The organism is Streptomyces sp. NPDC048291, from assembly GCF_043201715.1.
Lineage (GTDB): Bacteria > Actinomycetota > Actinomycetes > Streptomycetales > Streptomycetaceae > Streptomyces.
In genome coordinates, this window is sequence record NZ_JBICZC010000025.1 from 37,349 (window position 1) to 56,993 (window position 19,645).

Sequence of the window (19,645 nt, forward strand, 5' to 3'; positions counted from 1 at the left end):
TGCCAGGTCCCGTTGGGTGACCAGAGATTTCAGGACAGTTCAGAGAACCGCGCTTGTCGCTTGAGAAACCTCGCGACGCGCCTGGAGCCCGACCGGTGACAGACAGGAAAGAGGACGGCAATGAAGGCTTTCGTAGTCGAACGATACGGCGACAAAACGGCCCCGCACGCCAGCGAGGTGCCGGATCCCCATGTGGGCGCGGAAGACGTCCTGGTCCAGGTCCATGCCGCGAGCGTCAACCCGCTCGACTACAAGATCCGGGACGGGGAATTCAAGGCGATTCTTCCCTACAGGGTGCCGTTCGTGCTGGGCAACGACATGGCCGGGGTCGTGGTCGAGGTGGGCGAGGCCGTGACGCGATTCCAGGTGGGCGATGAGGTCTACGCGCGGCCCGGTAAGGACCGCATCGGCACGTTCGCCGAATTCATCGCGCTGCACCAGGACGACGTGGCGTTCAAACCGGCCACACTGACTATGGAGGAGGCCGCGTCCCTTCCGCTGGTCGCCCTGACCGCGTGGCAGGCTCTCGTCGAGCGGGCGCAGGTTCAACCGGGCCAGAAGGTCCTCGTCCACGCCGGCTCCGGCGGCGTGGGGACCATCGCGATCCAGTTGGCGAAGCAGCTGGGTGCGACCGTGGCCACCACTACGAGCAAGGCCAACATCGGCCTGGTGAAGAGCCTGGGCGCAGACATCGTCGTCGACTACAGGCAGCAGGCGTTCGAGACGTTCCTGCACGATTACGACCTCGTTCTGGACCCGCTCGGCGGCAAGCACGTTGAGAAGTCCCTACAGGTCGTCAGACCCGGTGGGGAGGTCATCGGAATCGCGGGTCCTCCGGACGCCGATTTCGCCAGGGAGCTGGGAGCGAATCCGGTGATCCGACTGGCGATGAGCGCGCTGAGTCTCCGAACCCGGCGACGCGCACGACGACGCAACGTGACGTACTCGTTCCTCTTCATGAGGGCCAGCGGGGACCAGTTGCGCGAAATCGCCACGCTCGTCGACGCGGGCAAGATTCGCCCTGTCGTCGATCGGGTCTTCCCCTTCGAGTCGACCCCACAGGCACTCGCCTACAGCGAGGACCGGCGGGCGAAGGCCGGCAAGGTCGTCATCGGGATGACCTGAGGAGGTGACTCCCGCCGGACCACCGTAGTCCTGCGGGAGTCAGGTGAGCACAGGACAGAACGCCCGGGGCAGCGAGATGCGCCCTGAATCCCACGATCAGAGGGACCGATCATGAGCACCCCACAGAATTCGCACCCCCGCGCGCAGTCGTCGTACGGACACGCGCCAACCCGCTCCCTGCTCGTCGGCGACGTGGACTTCGTCTATCGCGAACTCGGCCCCGACGACGGCGTACCGCTGATCCTCCTGATGCACCTCGCCGGGAACCTGGACAACTGGGACCCTCGCGTCGTCGACGGACTTGCCGCGCGGCGTCGAGTGATCACCTTCGACAACCGGGGGGTGGGCGGCTCGGGCGGATCCACACCGGACACCATCGAGGCGATGGCCCGGGACGCGGCGATGTTCATCCAGGCTCTCGGGCTGGGCACGGTCGACCTGCTCGGCTTGTCGATGGGCGGCTTCGTCGCGCAGGTCGTCGCGGCGGAGCACCCGCACCTCGTTCGCAGGGTGATACTCGCGGGCACGGGCCCGGCCGGGGGCCACGGCATCGACAGGGTTCCGGCGCTCACCGTGCAGGCCACCCTCACGGGTGCCCTCAGCCGTCAGGACCCGAAGCTGTCCCTCTTCTTCACCAGGTCCTCGGGGGGCCGAAGGGCAGGGCGTGCTTTCCTGCGACGGCTGAAAGAGCGCACGGACAACCGCGACAAGGACATCTCGCTGACCTCGTTCCGCGCGCAGCTCAGAGCCATCAAACGGTGGGGCCGCCAGGGGCCCTCGGACCTCTCGCATATCTCCCACCCCGTCCTCGTCGCGAACGGCGAGAACGACCGGATGGTGCCGAGCGAGAACACGCTCGACCTGGCCGCACGTCTGCCCAGGAGCGAACTCGTCCCCCTCTATCCGGATGCCGGCCACGGAGGGATCTTTCAGTACCACGCTGAATTCGTGGTCTCGGCGCTCGAATTCCTTGAGTCTCCCGCTTGATATGCGAGGTTCCCGATGAGGGGCATTCGTCGGGTCCCGGCGCCCCACGGCCCTCAACCGCGCAACTGGCCGGCCTCATGTCCGGGTCGGCGGGCCGGCTTCGGCGAGTGCGGTGTCGACCAACAGCTCCGCGATGGATCGAGCGCACGCGCTGGTGTGGCTGCTGTTGAGCGCGGTGCCGCGTGCGGCCGCACCGTCGTAGAGCAGCGCGAGCTGTTCACCGAGGGCTTCGGGGTTCGACACGCCGGCGCGCCGCGCGATGCCCGAGAGGCGCCGCGCGAACTCCCGCTTGTGAGTAGCAGCGAGTCGATGCACGGAATGCTCGGGGTCGGGTATCTCGACGCTGGCGTTGAGGAAGTGACAGCCCCGGACCGGAGCGGCCGTGTTTCGCGGTTTCGGGTCGAAGACGGCCAGGAGTTGCTCGCGGGGGCTCTGCGTCGGCTCGTCGGACGGCCCGGCTGCCTGCGGGAGATGCCCCCGCAACTCCTGCAAATACGTATGGACGAGCTCGTCCTTGCTCCCAAAGTACGTGTACAGGGTCCGTTTCGACACCTCGGCGGCCTTCGACAGCTGGTCCATCCCGGTCGCGTTGATCCCCTGCGCCGTGAACAGTTCGGTCGCCGCCGCGAGGATCCGCTCCCGGGCACCGCGTCCGCGATGCCGACGTGTCTGGCGAGAGTGGGTCACACCTTGAGGATACCGATCGTTTTACTTGGGAAAGTGTGACAAATAACCCAAAACTTCATCAATCTTCATTGCCAAGGCTGCCCGTTACGGAGTCATCCGTCGGCGGAGGTGAGTGCCTCGGGCGGTTCCGGAGAGCGTCATGGCACTCAGCACGTCCACCGCCTCGGAGTCGCTCGCCCCCGAAACCGGTGCGCAGTGCGGGCAGGCGCCACCGACCGCCAGGCAACCAATGTTCAAGCAACACCAGGGAGATCTCTCATGCGTTATACGACCTTTGGGCGCAGGACCGGACTACGTGTCTCCGAGTACGCGCTCGGGACGGGAAACTTCGGTACTGGCTGGGGTGCCGGCGCGGATCCGGACGAGTCCCGCCGGATGTTCGACAAGTTCGCCGAAGCGGGCGGAACGTTCCTCGACACCGCGGACGGTTACCAGTTCGGCGAGTCCGAGGAACTGCTGGGCAAGTTCATCGCCGCAGACCGGGATCACTTCGTCCTGGCCACAAAGTTCACCATGGGGGCCACACCGCAGCCCGACATCTCCAGGACGGGCAACAGCCGCAAGAACATGGTCGCTTCGGTGGAGGCCAGCCTGAAGCGCCTCGGCACCGACTACATCGACCTGTACTGGGTGCACTTCCCCGATGACCTCACGCCCGTCGAGGAGATCCTGCGCGGACTCGACGACCTGGTGAGCTCGGGGAAGATACTTCACGCCGCCCTGTCCAACTTCCCCGCATGGCGGGTCTCCCGAGCCGTGACGCTCGCGGAGCTGAAGAACTGGGCACCGGTCGCAGGCATCCAGATCGAGTACAGCCTGGTCGAACGGACCCCCGACCGCGAACTGCTGCCGATGGCCGAGGGCCTGGGGCTCGGCGCCGCCCTGTGGTCGCCGCTCGGTGGCGGACTGCTGACCGGCAAGTACCGCCGCAGCACGGAGGGACGGCTGAGCGATCTCAAGACACTCGTGCACACCGAGAGCACCCACCAGAAGACCGCGGTCGTCGACACGGTGCTGGCGGTCGCCGAGGAGACCGGCGCGACGCCGGCCCAGGTGTCCGTGGCCTGGCTCCGTGAGCGCGCCGCCCGCGCATCGACCTCGTTCGTGCCGATCATCGGCCCGCGCAACCTCACCCAGCTCGACGACTACCTGGGCGCCCTGGACGTCCGACTGGCCCCGGAGCAGTTCGCGCGGCTGACCGACGTCAGCGAGGTGGCCCTCGGGGTTCCCCACGAAGCGGTCGCCCGGGCCCAGGACGGCGTCAGGGGAGGCGACGCGAGTCGCGTGGCGTCTCCGACGGTTCCCGTCATCTGACGTCCGAGGGGGGCGCGGCTCGGCAAGCTCAGCGATGGCGCGCGTCCGGGCCGAGAGAGGCATCGCCGGTACGAGGGCAGCCAGACCGCCGCGCCGAGGCGGACGCGGAGTAGCCCCCCTCCCACAGGTGGTGGCGCATGCCCGCAGACGGACCTCCTCGGCCCGCCGCCCAGCGATCTGCCCATCGATTCCTGACGGGCAAGGACGCCGCAGCGGAAGAATCCCTTGTCGATGAGCACGCAGGGGCACCGGACCGGCTGCGGGCGGTTCAGGCGTTACACAAAGGAGGGTCGTTCGCTCAGTCCTGGGACCCAGCAGCCACGGCAGGGGTAGTCAGCCTGCACGACACCTTGTGTTCCATCAATAACGAAGTTATGTTGCCGTCATGAAACGTGACTTGCTCGGCAAGAGGCTGGTTGTCACCGGAGCGGCCCGCGGCATCGGTGAAAGGGTGGCGCGCCTCGCGGCCGCCCGAGGCGCGCGCGTGACCCTCATCGGGCTGGAGCCGGATCGGCTGCGCGACCTCGCCGATGACCTGGGCCCCTCCGTCTCCTGGCGGGAGGCGGATGTCCGTGACGGCTCCGCTCTGCGCTCGGCGATCGACGACGCCGCGTCGGTCATGGGCGGCATCGACCTCGTCGTCGCCAATGCCGGCGTCGTGGCATACGGGACCGTACGGCAGACGGACGAGGCGTCGTTCGAGCGAGTCCTGGACGTCAACCTCAACGGTGTCTTCCGCACGCTCAAGTACGCGACGCCCCATCTGGAGCGCAGCCAGGGTCATGTCCTGGTCGTGGCGTCGGCGCTGTCCTTCATGCCACTGGCCGCGATGGCCTCGTACGGCGCGAGCAAGGCCGCGGCCGAGATGCTCGCGCTGACCTACCGCCAGGAGGTGGCCCATCTCGGGGTCACGGTCGGCCTGGTCCACCCCTCCTGGATCGACACCGACCTCGTCCGGGGCGCCGAGGCGGACCTGCCCTCGTTCCAGGGCCTGCGCCGACGGCTGCCCTATCCGGGAAACGTCACCACGAGTGCCGGCCGGGCCGCGGCCGCGATCGTCGACGGCCTCGCGCGGCGGCGCAGTCGTGTGTACGTCCCGCGCGCGGTCGTCGTGGCCAACTGGGCGAAGGCAGCGCTGAATTCGCCGCTGGCGTGGCCTTGGGCGAAGCGCTTCGCGTCCAGGACGGTTCCGACCCTTGAGCGAGAGGTCGCGGCACTGGGGCGGCATGACCAACTCACGCCGGGTGCCGAGAACCCGTCACCCCCGTCCCGCGGAAGGTGACGCCCGACCGTCCGATGGTCACCGCCCCTCAACGGTCGACTCGTACAGGCGTGCGCCGGCCCGATGCGAGGCCTCGGCGCGTTCCCGCTCGTCGCCCAGCCCGACGGAGAAATTCACCCCCATGGGCAGCAGCACCTCCACCACCGCATCATCGAACTCGACGAAGTGCTCGGCCATCTCGAGAGTGATGTAGCCGTGCACCATGCTCCACAACTGAGCGGCTACGACCTCGGGATCCTGCCGCTCGACCCTGTCGGATCCCACGAGTCGCTCGCACGCAGCCACGACATGCGCATGGGCTTCACGGAATCCCGGCGAACGTCCACTCAGACGAAGATCCGTGTCCGAGAGGGGCCGGTACGTGGCACGCGTGGACAGTCCGAACATGAGGTCGTACAGGTGAGGGTTCTCCCGGGCCACTCGACGGCAGGTCAGAGCCATGGCGAAGAGATCGGCGATCGGATCCTCCGTCACCGGCACCTCACCGAAAGCCCTGCCGAGTTCCTTGAATCCGTGGTCGGCGACGGCTCCCATCAGTTCGGGGATCCCACCGAAGTGGCTGTAGACCACCATCGTCGACAGTCCGCTCGCGGACGCCACCGTGCGCGCCTTGACGGCCGACGGTCCCCGCTCCGCCAGCAGGCCGACGGCAGCCCGCACAAGCCGCTCAGGAGCGTCGTCGAGTCTTGCCCGCCCTGCCACGTCTCTCAGCCTCCACCCGGCTTTACAGCCGATCACGATTCCCGAATCACACGCCCACCCGAGTGGCGGTTGTCACACTTGAAATAACTTGGTTATATGCTTCTGCGGAGCAAGGATACACACTACAAGTGACGTGCCGTCTCGGGCACAGGCATGCGCTCCTGGAGGCGCCTGGACGGACAGGCCCGAGATTCCTGCCGCCGGTACGAATATCCCACCGCAGCGGTCCAGTCCACCGCTGCCGTGCACTTCCACGGCTGTCCCTCATGCACATGCCCCACTCCCCATGAACTCAGTACGGGACGAAATAAACACGGGAGAACATTTCATGCCATACAAAGACAAGGGCCGACTGGAGATCGAGGACCGCGGAGCCGTGTTGATCGTCCGAGTCGACGGCGGCCCGCACGGTGTGTTCGGCCTCGACATCGCCAACCAGCTGGACAGACTCGTCGACCGCGTCGACGACGACCCAGCCGCCCGCGCCGTCGTCTTCACAGGAGCACATCCCGAGCGGTTCGTCAGCCATGCCGCGGTCCGGTGGCTTCAGGAGGAAGGTGCCGCCAGCCCTACCGTGGGCCGGCGCGGCGCCTCCGCCGTGGCACGCGTGGCCAGGGGCACGGACCGGGCACGCGTCCCGGAGCCTTTGATGAGCAGGACCCCGCTGCGAGGGGCCGTCCAACTCGACCGCCTGCACGCCACGTTCCTGCGGATGAACGCCAGCGGAGTCGTCTTCGTCGCAGCCCTCAACGGTTCGGCGCTCGGCCTGGGCGCGGAATTCGCCTGGGCGTGCGATCTCCGGGTCATGGCCGACGGGGACTTCTTCATCGGCCAGCCGGAGATCCTCCTCGGCATCATCCCCGGCGGAGGCGGGACCCAGCGGCTGACCCGCTTGATCGGCACTCACAGGTCCCTGGTCGCGATCCTCGAAGGCAAGCCGTTCACCCCCGCTCAGGCGCTCGCCAACGGGGCCGTGGACGAGGTCGTGCCGCAGGCCGAGGTGGTGGCGCGGGCGATCGAACTCGCGGAGCGCTTCGGCGCACGCTCCAAGGGCTCCGTCGCGGCTGCCAAGAGGTCGGTGTACTTCGGCGGCTCGATGCCGTTGGCGGAAGGCATGCACGTCGAGCGCACCGAGTTCTTCACCAGGGTCATGTCCGAGGAAGGGCAGGAGCTGATGCTCGACTACATCGCGACGACCGAGGCGACCGGCGAGCTCCCGCTCTACAACCCGGACACCTACGCGCGGGCGCTCGCCTCGGGCAGCGTGCCCGGGATCCGTTCGACGAACAGGCGGTGAGCCGACGATGTCCCCCGTACACCCCTTCGTCCGCCAGGACGTGGCATTCCCCTCCGGCGGCAGCCGCTGCGCCGGATGGCTCTACCTTCCCGCGGGCGTCGTCTCGCCGCCGGTCGTCGTCCTGGGGCACGGCCTCGGCGCCACCCGCGAGATGCGCCTGGACGCCTTCGCCGAGCGATTCGCCCAGGCCGGCATCGCCGCCCTGGCCTTCACCTACCGGCACTTCGGCGACAGCGGCGGCCGTCCTCGCCAGTTGCTGTCGATCAAGCGCCAGCTCGTCGACTGGGACTCCGCCCTGGCCTGGGTCAAGGCCCGCCGTGACCTCGACGGCACGCGCGTCGCGGTGTGGGGCAGTTCCTTCGGCGGCGGCCACGCCATCACCGTCGCCTCCCGCCATCCCGAACTGCGCGCGGCCGTGGCCCAGTGTCCGTTCACCGACGGACTCGCCTCCGCGCTGGCACTCGGCCCGACCGCCTCCCTCAGGATGACCCCCGTACTGGCCCGGGACCTGGCGGCCAGGGTCCGTGGCAGGGCGCCCGCGATGGTTCCCATCGCCGCCTCCCCCGGTTCGCCGGCTCTCATGAACGCTTCGGACGCGCTGCCCGGATACGAAGCGCTCCAGCCGGCCGGGACGACGTTCCGCAACGAGGTGGCGGCACGGGTCATACCGACCATCGCCGCCTACCGGCCCGGACGTGCGGCGAAGAAGATCGCCTTTCCGATCCTCTTCTGCGTCAGCAACACCGACTCGGTCACCCCTCCCGCCCAGACCCTCCGCTACGCGCGGACCGCACCCCGGGGAGAGATCAAGAGGTACGACGCCGGTCACTTCGACTTCTACACCGGCGACACCTTCGAGACCCTGGCGCGCGACCAGACCGAGTTCCTGACCAGGCAGCTCGCTCCGGTCCCCGCTCCTTCGACTCCTTGACCGGCTCGCACCACACCGAGACAGGTACGCACACCATGAACTTCGCTTCTCTGCCGGACCGCCGCACCGCACTCGACCCGGACGGGCCCGCGGTCGCGGACGGACGTCGGTCGCTCACCAACAACCAGTTGCTGAGCCGCGTCCGGGCGGCCGCGCACCACCTCCAGGACCTCGGAGTCGGTCGTGGTGACGTCGTCGCCCTGAAACTGACGAACCGCGTCGAGTTCGTGCTGCTGCTCTTCGCGGCCTGGCGGCTCGGCGCCACCGTCACACCGGTGAACCCGAGCATGACCGACATCGAGGTCGCCCGGCAGCTCGCGGACTCCGGCGCGCGCCTGCTGGTGGTCGAGGACGGCGCGGCAGCTCCGGCCGGCCTCACTACGCTCGCCGTCGGTGAGCTGCGCGACGAGGCACCGGGGTGGGATCAGGCACCGTATCCGGACCCGTCCGCGCTGGCCCTCCTCATCTACACCAGCGGTACGACCGGAGTGCCCAAGGGCGTGATGCTCGACCATGCCAACATCGACGCCATGGTGGAAATGGGGCGCCTGGCGCTGGAATTGGGGCCGGGCGACCGCTGCCTGCTGATCCTGCCGCTCTTCCACGTCAACGGCATCGTGGTCAGCATCCTGACCCCGCTCCTGGTCGGCGCCAGTGTCGCCATCGCGGGCCGGTTCGATCCCGGCACCTTCTTCGACCTCGTCGAGCGGGAACGCCCGACCTTCTTCAGCGCGGTGCCGACGATCTACAGCATGCTCGCGGCGCTCCCGGACGAGGTGCGACCCGACACATCGTCGCTCCGGTTCGCGGTCTGCGGTGCCGCGCCCGCATCCGCCGAGTTGCTGACCCGGTTCGAGGCACGGTACGGGTTTCCCCTCGTCGAGGGATACGGGCTCTCCGAGGCAACCTGCGGCTCCACGGTCAACCCGGTCTCGGGACCTCGTCGTGCCGGGACCGTGGGGCTTCCCTTCCCGGGACAGGAGATCCGGATCGTCGACGCGACCGGTGCCGAGATGGCACCCGGCGAGGACGGCGAGGTCCTGGTGCGCGGCCGCAACGTCATGCGGGGCTACCTCGGACGTCCGCAGGAGACAGCGCGAGTCGTCGTCGACGGCTGGCTGCACACGGGAGACGTCGGCCACATCGACCCGGAGGGCTATCTCACCCTGGTCGGGCGGTCGAAGGACATGATCATCCGGGGCGGGGAGAACATCTACCCCAAGGAGATCGAGGACGTGCTGACGAGCGATCCGTCCGTCCTGGAGGCCGCGGTGATCGGCGTGCCGGACGAGAAGTGGGGCGAGGTGGTCGTCGCCTATGTCCAGCCACGTCCGGGTGCCACGGTCGATCCCGCAGCCCTCGGGACCCTTTGCGTACGCCGTCTCACCGGCTACAAGCGCCCCACTTCGTACGTCGTGGTGGAGGCCATCGCGAAGAACGCGGTCGGCAAGATCGACAAGGTCGCTCTGCGGGCGACCCACGCCACCGCCCCTGCCGGGGCATGACAACCCGGAGAAGACAGGTCTTCCCCGGTCCCGGTGCTTTCACCCAGGTGCGCTCATCCAGGTGTTCCGTTCGGCCGTGTGAGGGGTGCAGCTGCGTCGAGTCCGCTGTAGGCGAACGTCTCCGGTACTGCCTCGGTCCCGAGCGCTTCCACTCCCACAACCCGGCCGGTGTGACCCCCGGCGACAGGTACCTGCCGTCGACGGTGGGCAGGGCACGGAGCTCTCCGTCAGTGCCATAGCCGAGTTCGAGCCGGTCCGGGCCGCTGCGTAAGCCGTACTTCCCCGTGTTCCCCAGAGCCCGGATGAACCAGTGAAAGCTCAGCCCCGATGCCCTCAGCCGTTGCCAGGGTCTGGTCGAGGGGGCCGATGGCCATTCGCCCCGCCAGCACACCGTCGCTGCGTGCGACAGCCGCCCAGTGGGCATCGTCGATGCCGTACGACCATGGCCGCATTCCCGTTCGGGATGGTGGCGACGGCCTGTCATTCGGCATCCCGTGTCCGTACCGCCAGGAGGCGCTCCGACTCGCGCGACTCGGGTCGTCGCCCGACAAGGAAGGTCAGACCGCCTCCGTCACGGTTGCAGGCGAAGGTCCACGGATCGGCTCCGGGCGAGATCCAGCGCGGACGCAGGAACGGGGTCGGGAACTCGTCGACGAACGAGGTGGTCGCCGGCCCCACCGTGAAACGGTCCTCCACCACTACAGGCCAGTCGCCCACCTCCTCCATGCCGGTCAGGAAGGTCTCGCGCCCGTTGACGTGGAACATCGGAGTGGCACCGCGGGGGCGGACGCCGAGATGGACCATCGCCCATCGGGCAGTTCCACCGGATCCGCGTGACCGACGTTCCGCACTGCATGCCCAGTACTGCGCCGCGAGAAAAGCCGGTTCGTCCGGCGGGGCACCCGCCGGACCGTCATACAGGATCGAGACCGGCTCCATCCCGCGCACCCCCCGCGGTCACGCCGACTGCGGTTGGTGACTGTCGAGCAGTTTGGTGAGCAGATAGTGCAGTTGTCGTCGTTCCTCAGCGTTGAGGCCGGCCAGGAGTGTGTCCTGTACGACATCGGTGTGCCGTTGGAGTTCTTCGAGGTACGCCCCGCCGACGGGGGTGAGGCTGACCACGTTGCGCCGCCGATCGGCGGGATCGGCCTGCCTGCCGACCTGACGGTGGCCTTCCAGGCGGTTGAGGATCCCGTTGACGTCATTGCGGTCAAGGCCCAGACGGCCACCGACCGGGAACCGGGCAGCCGCTCCCGCCGTGAGTGCCACCTGACCTGTGCCCCGTCCTGATGATCCTGAGCCAGTGGGGCGAGGCCTGCGCCCTCGGCCCCGAGGGCCCCGTACTTGGGCGTCCGGCACACCGACCGCGACGCCCCGATCCGCGTCGTGGAATGCTCCGCGGAGCACTACGCGCTCCCCCGGGCAAGTCAACGCCCGGCCGGGTCCCGGCACCGGCCTCCGGTCGTCAGCGGCGGGTCCGGGAGCGCAGACTGGACAGCGAAGGAATGTAAGCCGCCCGCACCGTTGAAACCGCGGGCCACCTGCCCATAGCCGAGATCGGGCCCCGCAACGGCGAGGAGCGCACGGTGGCGGCAGGGTGGGCTCCGCTCGGTTCCGCCGCACGGCAAGGCCGAAAAGGGTGCGACCGCCACCGGCCCGGGCCTCACCGCATGGTGAGGATTCCCCGGCATGCCAGTGCGATCCGGGTTCGGCCAGCCGTACCCGCGCCCGCCCACCTGGCCTCGCGCCTCATGCCGCCGGCCGCCTCCAGAAGGGTCCATCCCTCGACACGACGCCACCGACCGTGAGCTGGACGGACACCCCCGCTCTCCGACAGGAATCGACCGTCTGCAGCCCAGTCGCACGGGAGCCATCAGACTACTATACATTTCGTATAGTACCTTGCTAGTGTGCCGCTTCATGACGAAGGCGTCGCCGCATGGTCAACGTGCGCTCGCAACGGGCGCAACACGCGGTGCGGGCATCGCGATGGCAGAGGCGACGCCCGGGTGCGGCACCCCCGCCAGGCAACCCGGCACAGCAATCGGGACCGCCGCGAGCGCGTGCGGGCACCACGACACCCCGGACACCCGCGCCGGAACGGTGGGCCGCAATCCGGCCACCTCGGAATCGGCGGGTGCCCGCGAGCGAGCGACTGAGCGAAATATCGGCAACCCCGTCCGGACCGGGCGCGCAAGGTGCCCCGATCCGGGGCCGTCAGACGCCTTATGTACATCGGCAAGATCCTGATCGATACACCGCCGCACTCGGAGATGAGTAGCCAGATGCAGCGACCAGGTCGACGTCTCGCGCCGTCCTGAGATGACCGCCCGTCTCCGAGCCTCGTCGTGAGCGCGTTGAGACACAGCTCCTGGCTCGCCGCCTCCGCCTTGAGCCAAGCCTGCCGGCACGGGAACCGAAGTCCCGTCGCTCGGCCCCGAATTCGGACTCGCCGCGACCGAAGTGGACCTGAACGCGGACGAGCCATCCCCGTGACTGAAGACGAGGCATCCGCATGACCACATATGAACTCGACGGCAAGGTCGTTCTCATCACCGGCGGGACCGGCGGGCTCGGCAGCGCGACCACTCGGACCCTCGTCGCGCGCGGCGCACGCGTCGGCATTGTGGATCTGCATCCGCAGACACCGGAGATCGCAGCACGTATCTCTCCGTCCGGCGTCTTCGGCATCACGGCAGACGTCTGCGATCGCGACGCGCTTCGCGATGCCGTCGGTGTGCTGTGTGAGCGGTTCGGTCGGGTCGACATCGCGATCGCGAACGCCGGCATCATGGGGCGTGGAGCCACCTTGCGCACCATGCCCGCAGCCGCGATCGACAAGGTGCTGGCCGTGAACGTCAACGGTGTCATCAACACCGTGAACGCGGCGATGGAGCAGGTCGTCGCCAACCAGGGGCAGATCGTACTGATCAGTTCGGTGTTCGCTTTCCTCAACGGCGCAGGAGCTCTTCCCTACGCGATGAGCAAAGCCGCGGTCGAGCAGCTCGGACGCGGCCTGCGGGTGGAACTCGCCCGGCACGGCGCCTCTGCCACCACCGCCTACTTCTCGCTCATCCAGACGGACATGATCAAACACGGTGTCGACGAGGATCCGGCCATCGCCGAAATCCTGTCGAGGACCTCCCCGCGACCACTGCTGAAGCGCATCGAGCCGGACGAGGCTGCCCAGGCCATCGTCAAGGCCGTCGAGCACCGTTCGCCCCGCGTGATCCGGCCGACCCGCTGGACGCCGTTGTCCACCCTCCGAGGTGTGATCAACCCGGCGATCGACGCCCGCATGGCAGGTGACCGCACGTTGCGTGCGCTTCTCGGCAAACTCGAGGCACGGTGAGCCGGGTGGCTGTCGAGACCAGACCTCAGTACGGACCCGCGCACCGCGCGAACTCCGCGAACCAGAACTTCGGAGCCAACCATGTCTGATCTGCCTTTCGCCTCGGTGACCAGCCAGCTCAAGGCTCTTGGCTCGGGAGAGACGACGAGCCGCGAGCTTCTGGAGCTCTATCTTCGGCGCATCGAGATCCACAACGCGACCTTGAACGCGATCGTGACCCTGGATGCCGAGCGCGCCCGGGAGGAAGCCGACGCCGCGGACGCCGCTCGCGCCCGGGGGGAGGACCGCGGGGTCCTCGACGGCCTGCCGATCACCGTCAAGGACAGTTACGAGACCGCGGGCATGCGAACGGTGTGCGGCCGAAGGGACCTGGCGGACAACGTACCGCGGCAGGACGCCGAGGCGGTCAGCCGCCTGCGCCGGTCGGGCGCCATCGTCATCGGCAAGACGAACATGCCGCCGGGCAACCAGGACGTGCAGGCCGACAACCCGGTCTTCGGGCCAACCAACAACCCCTGGGACCTCACCCGGACATCCGGGGGCTCGGCGGGCGGGGGCGCGGTGGCGACGGCCGCAGGACTGGCCGGTTTCGACTTCGGCTCGGAGATCGGTGGATCGACGCGCATCCCTGCACACTTCAACGGGCTCTACGGACACAAGGCGACCTGGCGTTCGATCCCGTTGGTGGGCCACATCCCCAACGGCCCGGGTACCGGCCGATGGGCCGACATGGACCTCGCGTGTCCGGGCTAGCAGGTACGGGACGCCCGGGACCTCGTACCGATCCTCGTCGCGACCACGGGCCCGATGGCTCGCGACGGGGGATTCTCCTACACCCTCGCCCCGCCGAGAGCGCGCCGGCTCTCCGACTTCCGGGTCGCGGTCTGGTACGACGATCCGTCGTGCCCGATCGACACCGACGTCAGCGGCGCGATCCAGGATGTCGTCACCGTCCTGCGCGACGGAGGTGCCAAGGTGACGATCCAGCCGACCTCACTACCCGTCGACATCGCGACCTCGCACCGAGCGTTCGAACCGCTCGTCTACGGTGCGTTCGGGGTCGACCGCACCGGAATCACACCGAGGTTCGCGGCGGGACTGCTCGCCCGCATGCTCCAGCATCCGCACGGCGACGCCCTGGCCGCGTTTCGGGGGACCTTCCAGTCGCACTACTCCTGGCTCAAAGCGGACGCGGCTCGTCATGAGATCAGGCAGCGGTGGCACGGGTTCTACGACGAGTTCGACGTCGTTTTGATGCCGGTGACACCGACGGCCGCGCCACCGCATCACGGCAAGCTCATCGACCGGTTCGGGCGTCGATTCGACGTGGACGGATCAAAGCGGTCGTACTGGGACCAGGCGAAGTGGAACGCGATCGCCAACATCGCCGGAACTCCGGCCACGACCATCCCCGTGAAACGCAACGCCGCAGGGCTGCCGGTCGGCGTCCAGGCCATGGGCCCCGCCGGCGGCGACCTGACGACCGTCGAGTTCGCCGCGCTGGTCGGCGCCGAACTCGGCGGGTACCGACGGCCACCCGCCTTCGCGAAGTAGCGACGGGCGCGAACAACCTGCCCGCGAGCGAACCCGGCCCGCTATGGTGCGCTTCGCCCAGCACCGGGGACTGGCGGCGCGTCAACGTGATGCCCTGACGGCGCGTACGAAGCGCCGTCAGGGCAAGCCGGTAGGGTGGAACACATGGGAGCGATACGCAGGTACGGGCAGGCGTGCCCGCTCGCCACGGCGATGGACGTGCTCGGCGAGCGGTGGACCGTACTCATCCTCCGCGAACTCCTGCTGGGCCCGAAGCGGTTCACCGAGATCCTCGGCCGTATGCCGTCGATCGGGACGAACCGGCTCGCCGACCGGCTTCGAACCCTGCACACGACCGGAGTCGTCTCCAAGGCCGAGCCGACGTCGGAGTACACCCTGACCGAGTTCGGCGAAGGCCTGAGAACCCCCATCATCGGGCTCGGCCTATGGGGCCTGGGCCTGATGAACGACGGTGTCGACCCCTCGACCGCTCGTCCGGACATGGTGGCGCTGTGCATGACGGCAGCGACGGATCCCGGTCGACTGGCCGGCCTCACTCTTGAGTGCGACGTCGATGCCGGCGAAAGGTTCTCCGTGACCGTCAGTGACGGAGTCCTCCAGGTCCGTTCCGGACCGTCACCCGCGTCGTCCCCCTCCACCATCGCCTGCGATGTGGGAACGTTCATCGCGCTGTCCCTCGGAAGTGAGACGCCGTCCGCCGCCGTCAGTTCCGGTCGACTCGCCATAGGCGGCGACATCGAGGCGGTCGGCCGTCTCTTCGAGACCTTCGCCGACGCGGCTCGACGGCACACCGCGGTTTCGGCCGCCTCGAGGGTCTGACCTCCCGACCTGCGTCGCCGAGGACCGAGTGAGACCTCAGGCCCCGCGCTTGCGGCGGAAGGACGTCTTTCCGTTTCGCCGTACCATCGAGACGACGGTGGCGAGACGGCCGCGGCGCAGGTCGGGTTCGAGGCCCGCGCCCAGCCGGTGCAGCTGGTCGGTGTGCCAGCTGAGGTCGAGCACACCGTCGAGCGCCCTGACGTCGGCGACCTTGCCGATCACACGGCGCATCCCGACGCGCACCTGGTGCGCGACGACCGACTCGGCACGACCCGCGAGGATCACGTCTGCGGCATCAGGCATCGTGGCCGTGGGCCGGCCCATGCCGACGACATCGCACTCGCCCGTGGCGACGGCGTCCTCCATCGCGCCTCGGGAGCGGAAGCCACCTGTGACCGCCAGCGGGATGTCGCCCACCAGACCGCGCACCGTACGGGCGTACTCCAGGAAGTACGCCTCACGGGCGCGCGTCGACGCAGCGGCGGTGCCCATCATCGCCGGCGACTCGTAGCTGCCGCCGCTGACCTCGATCAGGTCGAGCCCTTCCTGCGCCAGAGCCGCAACGACCGAGCGGGACTCCTCCTCGGTGAATCCACCGCGCTGGAAGTCGGCCGAGTTGAGCTTGACGGCGACGGCGAAGCCGGGTGACACCCGTGACCGTATCCGGCGCACGACCTCGAGGACGAAGCGCATCCGGCGCTCGGGATCGCCGCCCCATTCGTCGTCGCGCCGGTTCGACAGCGGAGAGAGGAACTGGTTGACCAGGTATCCGTGAGCTCCGTGCACCTGCACCCCGGCGAAGCCGGCCGTCTCGCACACCGCCGCTGCGGTCGCGAACCGCTCGATGATGTCCTCGATCTCCGCGGATGTCAGCTCGCGGGGCTTGGCGGCGCCGGGCAGGTTGAGGGTGATCGGGCTGGGCGCGACCGGTGTGTGCCCGAGCGCGAGCATGTTGGCCTGACGGCCGGGATGGTTGAGCTGCACCCAGGTCGGGATGCCGGCGTCCTTGGTCGTCGCTGCCCATCGGGTCAGTGCGGCGAGGTCACGCTCGTCCTCGATGACGACATTGCCCAGCTCGCCGAGTTGGGTACGGTCGACCATGACGTTGCCGGTGATGATCAGCCCGTACCCGCCCCGGCTCCAGGTCCGGTAGAGCTGTTCGAGGCGATGGTCCGGGGCGTTGTTCCGGTCCGCGAGAGCCTCGCTCAGGGCGGATTTCATGATCCGGTTCGGTAGCACCTGGCCGTTGGGCAGGGTCAGGTGGCCGTGCAGGGAGGTCATGAGCAGATGTCCTTCGGTCGGGACGGGTGAGAGGCATGAGTGAGGGGCACCGCGGGTTGTCGGTCCAGACCCCGGCATTGCCTAGCAGTCTCGCGGTCAGGCGAGTTCGCGCTTCAGGATCTTGCCGGTGGACGTCAGGGGCAGGGCGTCGACGAACTGGACGATGCGCGGGTACTTGTAGGCGGCGAGCCGCTCCTTCGCCCAGGCGGTGAGCTCCTCTTCGGTCGTGCCACTCCCCGCTTTCTTCATCACGAAGGCCTTGATCTCCTCGCCGTGGGATTCATGCGGTACACCGATGACGGCGACAAGCGAGACCGCGGGGTGCTCCATGAGCACCTCCTCCAGCTCGCGCGGGTAGACGTTGAAGCCACCGCGGATGATCACGTCCTTGGACCGGTCGACGATGTAGTAGAAGTCGTCCTCGTCCTTGCGGGCGAGGTCGCCGGAGCGGAACCAGCCCTCCCTGATCGCCTCGGCCGTGGCTGCGGGCCGCTTGTAGTAGCCCTTCATGACGTTGTGACCCTTGATCGCGATCTCCCCGATCTCGTCGGGGCCGCCCCTGACCTCGGACCAGTCGTCGCGGATGAGCTTCATCTCCACGCCCGGAACGGGCACCCCGATGGATCCGACGCGAGGTGTCTCGCCGAACGGGGAGAAGGACGCGATCGGGGACGTCTCGGACAGTCCGTATCCCTCGAGGATCGTGACCCCGAAGCGGTCCTCGAACTGCTTGTGCATCTCACCGGGCAGGGCTGAACCACCGGCAACCGCCACGCGAAGGTTCGCGGCCAGGCGCGCGACGTCGACCGACTCGTCGAGTGCCGCGAGAAGGCCCCAGTACATCGTCGGGACCCCCGCGAAGAACGTCACGTCGTGGGCGAGCATGAGACGCAGGGCGGACCGCGCCTCGAACCTCGGCTGCATCACGATCGTGGCGCCGAAGGCGAAGGCGCCGTTCTGGATGACGGTCAGTCCATCGATGCCCGGCGCGAGAACGACGCCTGGCTGCGCCCCGGATTCCAGAACGAGGACTGGGCCGGAGTCCGCGCCGTGGACTACGACAACGCCCGCCTCAGCCCCGACCTCGCCCCGCCGGTACGGCGCATCGCCCACCTGCGCCCGCAGCGGACGTGGCGCAGCGCTTCTGGCGCCCTTCTCCTCGACTTCGGACAGAACGTCGTGGGCTGGCTCAAGCTCCGTGCGCGCGGACCGGTCGGAACGGTCATCACGGCACGGCACGCCGAGGTCCTCGAGGACGGCGAGTTGTGCGTACGGCCACTGCGTTCGGCCCTGGCGACCGACCACTTCACCTTGAGCGGCGGCGACGTGAATACGGCGAGTGTGACTACGCTCCATAATCTGGCCCTGGCCACGCTCCCGAGATCGTCGCTGTTGATGGTGGCCGCTGTCAGTCGGTCGGGCGTGGGGCGGTTGGTGTGGCGTCGCTGGAGCGGACGGCGTATCCGAGGTTCAAGAAGCTGATCTCGGAACGGGAGTTACGGGAGTTCTTCACGCCGTCGGCGGAGGAGTTGGCGTGGGCATGTGAGCGTACGCATGACCGCCCAGGCAGGGGCGGAGACGAAGGGCTACGGCTGGCGGTGGCACCCGTCCGGCAGAACTGGGCAAAACCACCCTTCGCTACACGAAGCCGCCTCACTCACTCATCTGGATGGCCATTCCACGGTCGGGGAACCCGCGAGTCGCGAACCTCGGGTCTGTTGCATATACGCCATGGTCATCAACCGACGGCCGTCACGAGTACTCGACTCGCAATCCACACAAGACCCGTGACCTGCGACCTCACGGTGCACACCGCCCAGTGGATCAAGGGGCGCCCGGCAGTGCGGCGAGCTGTTGGAGTCGTTCGGCGTCGGGGCTGCCTTCGGCGGCGGTGCAGACCATGAGCGCGGGGCCGGGGTTGCCCGGTATCGGGTAGGCGTCCCAATCCAGGTTCAGTTCGCCGACCTGGGGGTGGTTGAGACGCATCTGGCCGCGGGTGGGTTCCTCGACGTCGTGGAGGGCCCACAGGGCCGCGAACTCGTCACTGTGGACCGCGAGTTCGCCCACCAGCTCGACCGCGCGCGGGGGGGCCGGGGTCGGCGGCGACCTGGGTTCGCAGCATCCCGATCAGTTCGGCGACGGTGGCCGTCCGGTTCGGGCAGGCACGGTCGGCCTCCGGGTGCAGGAACAGTGCCAGCAGATTACGCTCCTTCTGCGGCTGTCGGGTGAACTCGCCCAGCACAGCACGGCCGAGCGGGTTCCAGGCCAGCACGTCCAGGAAACGCCCGACGACCAGAGCGGGCGAGCTCATGCCGCGCAGGAGTCGTAGCGTGGTGTCTGGTACCTCCTCCGACTCGTACGGACGCGGCGGGCGGGCCGGATTACGTGCGGCGGCGAGGCTGTGCAGGTGCCGGGTCTCCTCGGCGGAGAAGTTCAGGGCGTGCGCGAGGGCGTCCAGGACCTGTTCGGAGGGCCGGACGTCGCGTCCCTGCTCCATGCGCTGGTAGTAGTCCGAACTCACCCCCGCCAGCAGGGCCAACTCCTCGCGCCGCAGCCCGGCGACACGCCGCCTCGGGCCGGGCTCCAGTCCAACATCCTTTGGCCGCAGCCGAGTTCGCCGGGTACGCAGGAAGTCGGCGAGTTCGCGCCGGGGATCGTCGCTCATGGCGTGGGAGGAGTCGGTCACGACGCCAGTATGCCGTCGGTGCGGCCCGCAAGGGTGGGTCTGCCAGACCCAGGAAAAGGAGAACGACCGCGATGTCGCGCGCGGGGTCCAGCATCGGATCCACCACAGCCGGTCACGGAAGGA

16 protein-coding genes and 2 pseudogenes are annotated in these 19,645 nt (G+C 68.4%); 12 read left to right on the forward strand and 6 right to left on the reverse strand.

The features are described 5' to 3' along the window. Nucleotides 1-120: 120 nt before the first annotated feature. The gene (locus ACGF5O_RS46600; protein ID WP_393816028.1) at nt 121-1,125 is read left to right on the forward strand and encodes an NADP-dependent oxidoreductase; all 1,005 of its coding nucleotides are present in this window, start codon (nt 121-123) and stop codon (nt 1,123-1,125) included. Nucleotides 1,126-1,236: 111 nt separating this feature from the next. After that, the gene (locus tag ACGF5O_RS46605; protein WP_393816029.1) at nt 1,237-2,112 is read left to right on the forward strand and encodes an alpha/beta fold hydrolase; all 876 of its coding nucleotides are present in this window, start codon (nt 1,237-1,239) and stop codon (nt 2,110-2,112) included. 75 nt (nt 2,113-2,187) lie between these two features. Here ACGF5O_RS46605 and ACGF5O_RS46610 read toward each other — a convergent pair whose 3' ends face one another. After that, a complete protein-coding gene (locus ACGF5O_RS46610) occupies nt 2,188-2,799 on the reverse strand; it encodes a TetR/AcrR family transcriptional regulator (protein WP_393816030.1) in 612 nt (203 codons plus the stop codon). 258 nt (nt 2,800-3,057) lie between these two features. Here ACGF5O_RS46610 and ACGF5O_RS46615 point away from each other — a divergent pair, with 258 nt between their 5' ends. Together ACGF5O_RS46615 and ACGF5O_RS46620 are read left to right on the forward strand one after the other, a co-directional pair. Next, entirely contained in the window at nt 3,058-4,113 is a 1,056-nt protein-coding gene (locus ACGF5O_RS46615) for an aldo/keto reductase (RefSeq protein WP_393816031.1), read from the forward strand. A gap of 385 nt (nt 4,114-4,498) precedes the next feature. Then, nucleotides 4,499-5,395: a short-chain dehydrogenase/reductase gene (locus tag ACGF5O_RS46620; protein ID WP_393816032.1), complete on the forward strand. Its 897-nt coding sequence runs from the start codon at nt 4,499-4,501 to the stop codon at nt 5,393-5,395. Nucleotides 5,396-5,413: 18 nt separating this feature from the next. On the opposite strand, the gene ACGF5O_RS46625 is transcribed toward ACGF5O_RS46620, so the two are convergent. Next, a complete protein-coding gene (locus ACGF5O_RS46625) occupies nt 5,414-6,097 on the reverse strand; it encodes a TetR/AcrR family transcriptional regulator (protein ID WP_393816033.1) in 684 nt (227 codons plus the stop codon). 328 nt (nt 6,098-6,425) lie between these two features. Between ACGF5O_RS46625 and ACGF5O_RS46630 the strand changes: the two genes are divergently transcribed. Genes ACGF5O_RS46630 through ACGF5O_RS46640 form a run of 3 tightly spaced genes read left to right on the forward strand, consistent with a single transcriptional unit; the run spans nt 6,426 to nt 9,830 of the window. After that, nucleotides 6,426-7,394: an enoyl-CoA hydratase/isomerase family protein gene (locus ACGF5O_RS46630; RefSeq protein ID WP_393816034.1), complete on the forward strand. Its 969-nt coding sequence runs from the start codon at nt 6,426-6,428 to the stop codon at nt 7,392-7,394. 7 nt (nt 7,395-7,401) lie between these two features. Then, a complete protein-coding gene (locus tag ACGF5O_RS46635; RefSeq protein WP_393816035.1) occupies nt 7,402-8,325 on the forward strand; it encodes an alpha/beta hydrolase in 924 nt (307 codons plus the stop codon). 35 nt (nt 8,326-8,360) lie between these two features. Next, nucleotides 8,361-9,830, forward strand: a complete 1,470-nt coding sequence (locus tag ACGF5O_RS46640; protein WP_393816036.1) for a class I adenylate-forming enzyme family protein — start codon at nt 8,361-8,363, stop codon at nt 9,828-9,830. Between the two features lie 480 nt (nt 9,831-10,310). Here the strand turns inward: ACGF5O_RS46640 and ACGF5O_RS46645 are convergent, their stop codons facing one another. After that, nucleotides 10,311-10,595: a hypothetical protein gene (locus ACGF5O_RS46645; RefSeq protein ID WP_393816037.1), complete on the reverse strand. Its 285-nt coding sequence runs from the start codon at nt 10,593-10,595 to the stop codon at nt 10,311-10,313. A gap of 210 nt (nt 10,596-10,805) precedes the next feature. Between ACGF5O_RS46645 and ACGF5O_RS46650 the strand changes: the two genes are divergently transcribed. From ACGF5O_RS46650 to ACGF5O_RS46665, 4 genes and pseudogenes are all read left to right on the forward strand, one after another. After that, nucleotides 10,806-11,120, forward strand: a complete 315-nt coding sequence (locus tag ACGF5O_RS46650) for a hypothetical protein (RefSeq protein WP_393816038.1) — start codon at nt 10,806-10,808, stop codon at nt 11,118-11,120. A 1,225-nt stretch (nt 11,121-12,345) separates the two neighbouring features. Beyond that, a complete protein-coding gene (locus ACGF5O_RS46655) occupies nt 12,346-13,182 on the forward strand; it encodes an SDR family NAD(P)-dependent oxidoreductase (RefSeq protein ID WP_393816039.1) in 837 nt (278 codons plus the stop codon). Nucleotides 13,183-13,287: 105 nt separating this feature from the next. Further along, nucleotides 13,288-14,736: pseudogene (locus ACGF5O_RS46660) on the forward strand (amidase). Nucleotides 14,737-14,880: 144 nt separating this feature from the next. Then, nucleotides 14,881-15,555, forward strand: a complete 675-nt coding sequence (locus tag ACGF5O_RS46665; RefSeq protein ID WP_393816040.1) for a winged helix-turn-helix transcriptional regulator — start codon at nt 14,881-14,883, stop codon at nt 15,553-15,555. A gap of 36 nt (nt 15,556-15,591) precedes the next feature. Here ACGF5O_RS46665 and ACGF5O_RS46670 read toward each other — a convergent pair whose 3' ends face one another. Both ACGF5O_RS46670 and ACGF5O_RS46675 read right to left on the reverse strand, forming a co-directional pair. Further along, nucleotides 15,592-16,836, reverse strand: coding sequence for an NADH:flavin oxidoreductase/NADH oxidase family protein (locus tag ACGF5O_RS46670; RefSeq protein ID WP_393816041.1), 1,245 nt, complete (start codon nt 16,834-16,836; stop codon nt 15,592-15,594). A gap of 96 nt (nt 16,837-16,932) precedes the next feature. After that, nucleotides 16,933-17,760: an AMP-binding protein gene (locus ACGF5O_RS46675; RefSeq protein ID WP_393816042.1), complete on the reverse strand. Its 828-nt coding sequence runs from the start codon at nt 17,758-17,760 to the stop codon at nt 16,933-16,935. Here ACGF5O_RS46675 and ACGF5O_RS46680 point away from each other — a divergent pair. Beyond that, nucleotides 17,710-18,318 carry a family 78 glycoside hydrolase catalytic domain gene (locus ACGF5O_RS46680; RefSeq protein ID WP_393816043.1) on the forward strand — a complete coding sequence of 203 codons (609 nt, stop codon included), beginning with the start codon at nt 17,710-17,712 and terminating at the stop codon, nt 18,316-18,318. The genes ACGF5O_RS46675 and ACGF5O_RS46680 overlap by 51 nt on opposite strands. Before the next feature lie 342 nt (nt 18,319-18,660). Here ACGF5O_RS46680 and ACGF5O_RS46685 read toward each other — a convergent pair. Next, nucleotides 18,661-19,501 (reverse strand): annotated as a pseudogene (locus ACGF5O_RS46685) (helix-turn-helix transcriptional regulator). Nucleotides 19,502-19,645: the final 144 nt, after the last annotated feature.

Coding starts and splice junctions, on each gene's coding strand:
- ACGF5O_RS46645 (WP_393816037.1), bottom strand. CDS start 10,595: ATGTTCCACGTCAACGGGCGCGAGACCTTCCTGACCGGCATGGAGGAG.
- ACGF5O_RS46670 (WP_393816041.1), bottom strand. CDS start 16,836: ATGACCTCCCTGCACGGCCACCTGACCCTGCCCAACGGCCAGGTGCTA.
- ACGF5O_RS46600 (WP_393816028.1), top strand. CDS start 121: ATGAAGGCTTTCGTAGTCGAACGATACGGCGACAAAACGGCCCCGCAC.
- ACGF5O_RS46605 (WP_393816029.1), top strand. CDS start 1,237: ATGAGCACCCCACAGAATTCGCACCCCCGCGCGCAGTCGTCGTACGGA.
- ACGF5O_RS46620 (WP_393816032.1), top strand. CDS start 4,499: ATGAAACGTGACTTGCTCGGCAAGAGGCTGGTTGTCACCGGAGCGGCC.
- ACGF5O_RS46635 (WP_393816035.1), top strand. CDS start 7,402: ATGTCCCCCGTACACCCCTTCGTCCGCCAGGACGTGGCATTCCCCTCC.
- ACGF5O_RS46630 (WP_393816034.1), top strand. CDS start 6,426: ATGCCATACAAAGACAAGGGCCGACTGGAGATCGAGGACCGCGGAGCC.
- ACGF5O_RS46675 (WP_393816042.1), bottom strand. CDS start 17,760: ATGCAGCCGAGGTTCGAGGCGCGGTCCGCCCTGCGTCTCATGCTCGCC.
- ACGF5O_RS46615 (WP_393816031.1), top strand. CDS start 3,058: ATGCGTTATACGACCTTTGGGCGCAGGACCGGACTACGTGTCTCCGAG.
- ACGF5O_RS46655 (WP_393816039.1), top strand. CDS start 12,346: ATGACCACATATGAACTCGACGGCAAGGTCGTTCTCATCACCGGCGGG.
- ACGF5O_RS46640 (WP_393816036.1), top strand. CDS start 8,361: ATGAACTTCGCTTCTCTGCCGGACCGCCGCACCGCACTCGACCCGGAC.
- ACGF5O_RS46665 (WP_393816040.1), top strand. CDS start 14,881: ATGGGAGCGATACGCAGGTACGGGCAGGCGTGCCCGCTCGCCACGGCG.